Origin of the sequence: Pseudomonas sp. CM27 (assembly GCF_013179515.1) — a bacterium.
Lineage (GTDB): Bacteria > Pseudomonadota > Gammaproteobacteria > Pseudomonadales > Pseudomonadaceae > Aquipseudomonas.
Window position 1 is genome coordinate 1 of sequence record NZ_JABMCN010000223.1, and the last position, 7,425, is coordinate 7,425.

General features: G+C 63.9%; 7 protein-coding genes. All 7 read right to left on the reverse strand.

Going from position 1 to position 7,425, the window contains the following annotated elements; genetic code table 11:
* A partial coding sequence (gene lpxC, locus HP547_RS22890; RefSeq protein WP_172287528.1) for a UDP-3-O-acyl-N-acetylglucosamine deacetylase occupies positions 1-598 on the reverse strand: 598 nt, incomplete at its 3' end.
* Positions 599-710: 112 nt separating this feature from the next.
* Positions 711-1,907 (reverse strand): cell division protein FtsZ, encoded by a 1,197-nt coding sequence (gene ftsZ, locus HP547_RS22895; protein WP_016488958.1) that lies wholly within the window; start codon positions 1,905-1,907, stop codon positions 711-713.
* Between the two features lie 55 nt (positions 1,908-1,962).
* Positions 1,963-3,225: a cell division protein FtsA gene (gene ftsA / locus HP547_RS22900; RefSeq protein WP_016488959.1), complete on the reverse strand. Its 1,263-nt coding sequence runs from the start codon at positions 3,223-3,225 to the stop codon at positions 1,963-1,965.
* A gap of 14 nt (positions 3,226-3,239) precedes the next feature.
* A complete protein-coding gene (locus tag HP547_RS22905) occupies positions 3,240-4,109 on the reverse strand; it encodes a cell division protein FtsQ/DivIB (protein ID WP_172230783.1) in 870 nt (289 codons plus the stop codon).
* A gap of 5 nt (positions 4,110-4,114) precedes the next feature.
* A complete protein-coding gene (locus HP547_RS22910; RefSeq protein WP_172230780.1) occupies positions 4,115-5,071 on the reverse strand; it encodes a D-alanine--D-alanine ligase in 957 nt (318 codons plus the stop codon).
* Positions 5,068-6,516 (reverse strand): UDP-N-acetylmuramate--L-alanine ligase, encoded by a 1,449-nt coding sequence (gene murC, locus HP547_RS22915; protein ID WP_172230777.1) that lies wholly within the window; start codon positions 6,514-6,516, stop codon positions 5,068-5,070. The genes HP547_RS22910 and murC overlap by 4 nt, the downstream gene beginning before the upstream one ends.
* On the reverse strand, positions 6,509-7,425 hold a 917-nt coding region (gene murG, locus HP547_RS22920; protein ID WP_172287531.1), incomplete at its 5' end, for an undecaprenyldiphospho-muramoylpentapeptide beta-N-acetylglucosaminyltransferase. The genes murG and murC, both read right to left, overlap by 8 nt.

Sequence of the window (7,425 nt, forward strand, 5' to 3'; positions counted from 1 at the left end):
GGTACTCGATATCACGCATGAAGCCGAAGGTACGGGCGCGGCTGACTTCCTTCACGAACGAGGTGCTGGAGAAGTCGACGCTGGCGCTCTGGGTCCGGTTGCGAAGCACCGGGTGATCGAAGTCGATCTCGAAGCTCACCTTGAACCCTTCGAAAGGCAGGAACGTGGCGCGCTTGTCGCCCTCTTCCACAGTTACCTCACGCAGGATGCGGATGAACTTCTTGGCTGCGTCCTGTTCTTCCAGGCCGGCAGACTGAATCAGGAATACAAAGGGTCCGGCGCTGCCATCCATGATCGGCACTTCCGAGGCGGAGAGCTCGACGTAGGCGTTATCGATGCCCAGGCCCGCCATGGCAGAGAGCAGGTGCTCGACCGTGTCGACCTTGACGTCACCGTTGACCAGCGTCGTCGACATGGTTGTCTCGCCGACGTTGGCCGCACGCGCAGGGATCTCGACCACAGGGTCGAGGTCGGCGCGGCGGAAGACGATGCCGGTGTCCACAGGTGCAGGCTTGAGGGTCAGGTAGACCTTCTCACCGGAGTGCAGGCCGATACCTGTGGCACGGATGGTATTCTTCAGGGTGCGTTGTTTAATCATGGCATTGGCCGCTTCAGCGCAAATTGCGAACAGGTATCAACAAAGGCTGAGGATGATAACAGACCCAACCTTTGATGAATACCAATCACCTTTATACCCCTGATAAATTCCATTAATCAGCCTGGCGACGCAGGAAAGCCGGGATATCAAGGTAGTCCAGGTCATCCTGAGGGTTCAGTTTAGCGGCTGCGGCAGCACCTGCATGGGCCTGGTTGCGCATCACGGTCGGGCGCTCCAGGTCTCGGTAGTTGACTGCAGGCTGCTCCTGGCGAACCGGTGCCGGGTTGGACGCTTCGTACGCCTGCTGCGCGGTCTGCAGGGTGTTGTCGACCACCTTCACAGGCTTCTCGATGCGCGCACCCAGGCCAGTGGCCACAACGGTCACGTGCAGCTCGTCGCGCATGTCCGGGTCGATCACGGTGCCGACCTTGACCATCGCGTGGTCGGAGGCGAAGGCTTCGATGATGCTACCCACATCGGAGTATTCACCCAGCGACAGGTCCGGGCCGGCGGTGATGTTCACCAGGATGCCGCGGGCGCCCTGCAGGTTGACGTCTTCCAGCAGCGGGTTGCGAATGGCCGCTTCGGTCGCTTCACGCGCACGGTTCGGGCCGCTGGCGCAGCCAGTACCCATCATGGCCATGCCCATCTCGCCCATCACGGTGCGCACGTCGGCAAAGTCGACGTTGATCATGCCCGGGCGCTTGATGATGTCGGAGATACCGCGCACGGCTCCGGCCAGCACATCGTCAGCCTTGGCGAAGGCGGACAGCAGGCTGGCATCCTTGCCCAGGATGGTCAGCAGTTTCTCGTTGGGGATGGTGATCAACGAGTCGACGCTTTCAGCCAGCATGCGGATGCCTTCATCGGCGATCTGCATGCGCTTGCGGCCTTCGAACGGGAACGGACGGGTCACCACCGCAACGGTGAGGATGCCCATTTCCTTGGCCACTTCGGCAATGATCGGCGCTGCACCGGTACCGGTACCGCCGCCCATGCCGGTGGTGATGAACACCATGTTGGTGCCCTGCAGCACTTCGGCGATGCGCTCACGGTCTTCCAGTGCGGCCTGACGGCCGACTTCCGGATTGGCACCGGCACCCAGGCCCTTGGTCACGCCAGTGCCCAGTTGCAGGATGGTACGCGCGCCAATGCTTTTCAGCGCCTGGGCATCGGTGTTGGCGCAGATGAATTCCACACCTTCGATGCTGCTTTTGACCATGTGGTTGACGGCGTTGCCGCCACCACCACCAACGCCGATCACCTTGATGACCGGGCTTTGCGGGACGTTGTCTACGAGCTCGAACATTTTCCCTCTCCTTACAGTTCTCTAGTTGTTGCGCCTACCACTACTGCTTTGAAACTTAGAAGTTGCCCTGGACCCACTTCTTGAAGCGCTCAAGCACTGGGGCCTTCGGTTCATCGCCATAGCTGTTGTTGCTGCTGTTGGTGTTACCGGTCAGGATCAAGTCCTCGGACTGCTTCAGCAGGCCGTAGGTGAGCAAGCCCACGCCGGTGGAATAGATCGGGTTGCGAACCACGTCGCTCAGCCCCCGAACGCTGTGCGGTACGCCCAGGCGTACCGGCATGTGGAAGATTTCCTCGGCCAGTTCCACGGCGCCTTCCATTTTCGCGGTGCCGCCGGTGAGGACGATGCCAGCGGGCACCAGGTCTTCGTAGCCACTGCGGCGCAGCTCGGCCTGGATCAGGGTGAAGAGCTCGTCGTAACGCGGCTCCACCACCTCGGCCAGGGCCTGGCGCGACAGCTCACGCGGTGGGCGGTCACCCACGCTTGGCACCTTGATGGTCTCGCCGGCGCCGGCCAGTTTGGCCAGGGCGCAGGCGTAGCGGATCTTGATTTCTTCGGCGTACTGGGTGGGGGTACGCAGGGCCATGGCGATATCGTTGGTGACCTGGTCGCCGGCAATCGGGATCACCGCAGTGTGACGGATCGCGCCCTCGGTAAAGATCGCGATGTCGGTGGTGCCACCACCGATGTCTACCAGGCACACGCCCAGTTCTTTCTCGTCGTCGGTCAGCACCGAGTAGGCCGAGGCCAGCTGCTCGAGGATGATGTCGTCGATTTCCAGGCCGCAGCGGCGTACGCACTTCTCGATGTTCTGCGCCGCGTTGACCGCACAGGTGACCACGTGGACCTTGGCTTCCAGGCGCACGCCCGACATGCCCAGTGGCTCACGTACGCCTTCCTGGTTGTCGATCACGTAGTCCTGCGGCAGGGTGTGCAGCACGCGCTGGTCAGCCGGAATCGCCACGGCCTGGGCTGCGTCGAGCACGCGTTCGAGGTCGGCCAGGCTGACCTCGCGGTCGCGGATGGCGACGATGCCGTGCGAGTTCAGGCTGCGGATGTGGTTGCCGGCCACGCCGACGAACGCCGAGTGGATGCGGCAGCCAGCCATCAGCTGCGCTTCTTCCACGGCGCGCTGGATCGACTGCACGGTGGACTCGATATTCACCACCACGCCTTTTTTCAGGCCGCGGGACGGATGGGTGCCGATCCCGACGATCTCCAGGGTGCCGTCTTCGCCCACTTCGCCCACCAGCGCCACCACCTTGGAGGTGCCAATGTCCAGCCCGACGATCATTTTGCCGCTATGCGCGTTTGCCATGGTCCTGCCTCTCTCTAATTCTTCGCAACGGCGGGTTGGGCCGTCGTCGGTGCAATCGGTTCCCGCCAACCAACGGCAAGTCCGTTGGAATAACGCAGATCAATGCGGGCGATAGTGGTGATCTGGTCTTTGAGTGTCTTGTCGTAAATGGCAATGAAACGGCGCATCTTCTCCACCAGATGGTCGCGCCCCAGCAGCAGCTCGACGCCCGGCCCGGCGCTGCTCGCGCCCGTAGTCAGGAACCAGCTGCCTCGCTCGCGCAGCTCCAGGCGAGCGATGGAAAAGCCCAGGGGGCGCAGCATCTGGCTCAATACCTGATACTGCTGCATGACTTGCTGTTGAGCACGCTGCGGCCCGGCCAGCTGCGGCAGGTGCTCGTAGTTGGCCAGTTCGCGCGGGGTAAAGGCCTGGCCCTGGTTGTTGAGCAAAGCCTCCTCACCCCAGCGCGCCACCGGCAGCTGTTCTTCCAGGCGGATCACCACCTCGTCCGGCCACACCCGACGCACTTCGGCGTGGGCAATCCATGGCATCTGCTCGAGCTCTGCGCGCATCGCCGGCAGGTCGACACTGAAGAAACTCGCCGCCACGTATGGCGCGATACGCTGCTGCACCGACTGCTGGCTGATGTAGCTGAGGTCGCCCTGCACATCGATCTTGGTGATCGGCCGGTCGGCATACGGCATCAGCCGGATGGCGCCCTCATAGGCAGCAAAACCGGCCGCCACCAGCAGCACCGGCCACAGCAGGCGCTTGAGGCCGCCCAGGCTGGGCCGCGGCAGGCGCGCCGATACGGGCTCGTCGGCCACCAGCCGGCTGGCACCACGCGGCACCGGCTTGCTACGGCCGGTAACGGGTTGCTGCTGACGTATCATTGCGCCTTGCATGTTGATTAACCTCGCGTCGTCACGCTTTCGGCCAGGATTGCCAGCACCAGTTGCTGGAAGTCCAGGCCGGCCGCGCGAGCCGCCATGGGCACCAGGCTATGATCAGTCATGCCAGGTGCGGTGTTGACTTCGAGCAGCCAGAACCGGCCCTGCTCGTCCTGCATTACGTCCAGCCGCCCCCACCCTTCGATGCCGATGGCATCGCAGGCGCGTGCGGTCAGGTCGATCAGTTCCTGTTCCTTGACGCTGTCCAGGCCGCACGGGATGCGGTACTGGGTGTCATTGGCGATGTACTTGGCGTCGTAGTCGTAGAACACGTGCGGAGTGCCCAGGGCGATCGGCGGCAGCACCTGGCCACGCAGCACCGCGATGGTGAACTCCGGGCCGCGGATCCATTGCTCGACCAGAACCTGGGAATCGTATTTGGCGGCAGCCTGCCAGGCAGCGGTCAGTTCTTCGACGCTGTTCACCTTGGCCATGCCGATGCTAGAGCCTTCATGGGCAGGTTTGACGATAAGCGGGAAGCCCAGTTCCGTGCCGGCTGCAACACAATCGTTTTCGCTGCTCAACACGGCATGGCGCGGGGTCGGAATACCCAGGCTCTGCCACACCTGCTTGGTGCGAAGTTTGTCCATGGCCAAGGCCGAGGAGAGGATGCCGCTGCCGGTGTAGGGAATGCCCAGGCACTCCAGCAGGCCTTGCATGCTGCCGTCCTCACCGCCACGGCCGTGGAGGATGATGAAGGCACGGTCGATCTTCTCGCTTTGCAGGCGGTCGAGCAGGTCGTCACCAACGTCGATGGCGACCACGTCGACACCGGCAGAGGTCAGCGCTTCGATCACCGCAGCACCGGACTTGAGCGATACTTCACGCTCGGCGCTCTTGCCACCGTAAAGCACCGCGACTCGGCCGAACGCCTTGACGTCCAGGGTCGAGTGCAGCTTGTCGTAGGCGCTGGTCATTTCGACTTCTCCTGCTTGGCGCCAGCGAACAGCGGGCTTTTCATCAGTTGCGGGGCCAGGCCGCCGACATCACCGGCACCTTGGCAGATCAGGATGTCGCCAGCACGCAGCAGTGGCTTGACCAGCGGCGCCAGTTCGGCACCACGTTCGATGTAGATCGGGTCCAGCTTGCCGCGCTGGCGGATGCTGTGGCACAGCTGGCGGCTGTCGGCACCGGGGATCGGCTCTTCGCCGGCCGGGTAGACCTCCATCAGCAACAACACGTTGGCATCGCCCAGCACCTGGACGAAATCGTCGTACAGGTCGCGGGTACGGCTGTAGCGGTGCGGCTGGTAGACGATCACCAGGCGGCGGCTTGGCCAGCCACCGCGCACGGCCTTGATCACTGCGGCCACTTCGGTCGGGTGGTGGCCGTAGTCGTCGACCAGCATCACACTGCCGCCGTCGACCGGCAGCTCGCCGTACACCTGGAAGCGTCGGCCGACACCCTGGAAGCCGGACAGGCCCTGAATGATGGCCTCGTCGGTGATGCCTTCGTCAGTGGCGATGGCGATGGTAGCCAGGGCATTGAGCACGTTGTGGTTGCCGGGCATGTTCACCGATACCTCCAGCGGCTCGCAGTCGCGGCGCAGCACGGTGAAGTGGGTCTGCATGCCCTGCTGGCGAACATTGATGGCGCGGATGTCGGCCTCTTCGCTGAAGCCATAGGTTACGGTCGGGCGTTTCACCTGCGGCAGGATCTCGCGTACCACCGGGTCGTCCAGGCACATCACTGCCAGGCCATAGAACGGCAGGTTGTGCAGGAACTCGACGAAGGTTTTCTTCAGTTTATTGAAATCACCCTCGTAGGTCGCCATGTGGTCGGCGTCGATGTTGGTAACCACGGCCACCATCGGCTGCAGGTGCAGGAAGCTGGCGTCGCTCTCGTCGGCTTCGGCGATCAGGTAGCGGCTGGTGCCCAGCTGGGCATTGGTGCCGGCAGCGGTCAGGCGGCCACCGATGACAAAGGTCGGGTCCAGGCCGCCGGCGGCGAACACCGAAGCCAGCAGGCTGGTGGTGGTGGTCTTGCCGTGGGTGCCGGCAACGGCCACGCCATGGCGGTAGCGCATCAGCTCGGCGAGCATTTCCGCGCGCGGCACCACCGGGATTCGCCGCTCGAGGGCGGTGGCGACTTCCGGGTTGGCCGGGTTGATCGCGCTGGACACCACCAGCACATCGGCAGTGGCGGCGTTCTCGGCGCGGTGGCCGACGAAGATTTCGGCGCCAAACGACTCCAGGCGCTCGGTGACCGGCGAAGCCTTGAGGTCGGAACCGGACACTTCATAGCCCAGGTTCAGCAGCACTTCGGCAATGCCGCACATGCCTACGCCGCCGATACCGACGAAGTGGATGCGACGAATACGGCCCATCTTCGGCTGGGGCATGGCTTTCTGGCTCTCAACCATGGGCCACCTCCAGGCAGATATCGACCACGGTGCTGGTTGCGGCAGGTTTGGCCAGGCGCCGTGCGGTGCCTGCCATGACGTTGAGTTTCTCGGGTTGCATCAGCACCTCGTTCAGGCGTTCAGCGAGCTGCGCTGCGCCAGTTGTCGCTTGTGGCATCAGGAAGGCAGCGCCTTCGCGGGCCAGATATTGGGCGTTGTGGGTCTGGTGGTCGTCGATGGCGTGGGGCAAGGGCACCAGCATCGAGGGCAGGCCCGCTGCCGCCAGTTCGCTGACGGTCAGGGCACCGGCCCGGCACACCACCATGTCGGCCCAGCCATAGGCTTGAGCCATGTCCTTGATGAAAGGCTCTACCTGAGCCGCGACGCCCACCTCGTGATAACGCTCGGCGGTGATCGGCGCGTGTTGCTTGCCGGCCTGGTGGAACACCTCTGGCCGCACGGCGGCGGGCACTTCGGACAGGGCCTTAGGCAACAATTTGTTCAATGGTTCCGCACCCAGGCTGCCGCCCAGCACCAACAGGCGTGCACGGCGTTCGGCAAGGGGCGCGCGTTGCGCGTCCATGAACAGCTCCGGGCGCACCGGGTTGCCAGTGGTGCGACGTTTGTCGCTGGCCTCGAAGGTGTTCGGGAAAGCTTCGCAGACCCGCGCCGAGAGCGGCACCAGCAACCGATTGGCGGTTCCGGCCCGGGCGTTCTGTTCGTGAATCACCAGCGGTACGCCGCACAGCCGCGCGGCCACGCCGCCGGGGCCGGTCACGTAGCCGCCAAAGCCCAGTACGCATACCGGCTTGAGCTGGCGAATGATGCGTCGCGCCTGCAGCACGGCCTTGACCAGGGTGAAGGGCGCCTTGAGCAACGACAGCTTGCCCTTGCCGCGCAGGCCGCTGACCTGGATCAGGTGCAATGGCC

Coding starts and splice junctions, on each gene's coding strand:
- ftsZ (WP_016488958.1), bottom strand. CDS start 1,907: ATGTTCGAGCTCGTAGACAACGTCCCGCAAAGCCCGGTCATCAAGGTG.
- ftsA (WP_016488959.1), bottom strand. CDS start 3,225: ATGGCAAACGCGCATAGCGGCAAAATGATCGTCGGGCTGGACATTGGC.
- HP547_RS22905 (WP_172230783.1), bottom strand. CDS start 4,109: ATGCAAGGCGCAATGATACGTCAGCAGCAACCCGTTACCGGCCGTAGC.
- HP547_RS22910 (WP_172230780.1), bottom strand. CDS start 5,071: ATGACCAGCGCCTACGACAAGCTGCACTCGACCCTGGACGTCAAGGCG.
- murC (WP_172230777.1), bottom strand. CDS start 6,516: ATGGTTGAGAGCCAGAAAGCCATGCCCCAGCCGAAGATGGGCCGTATT.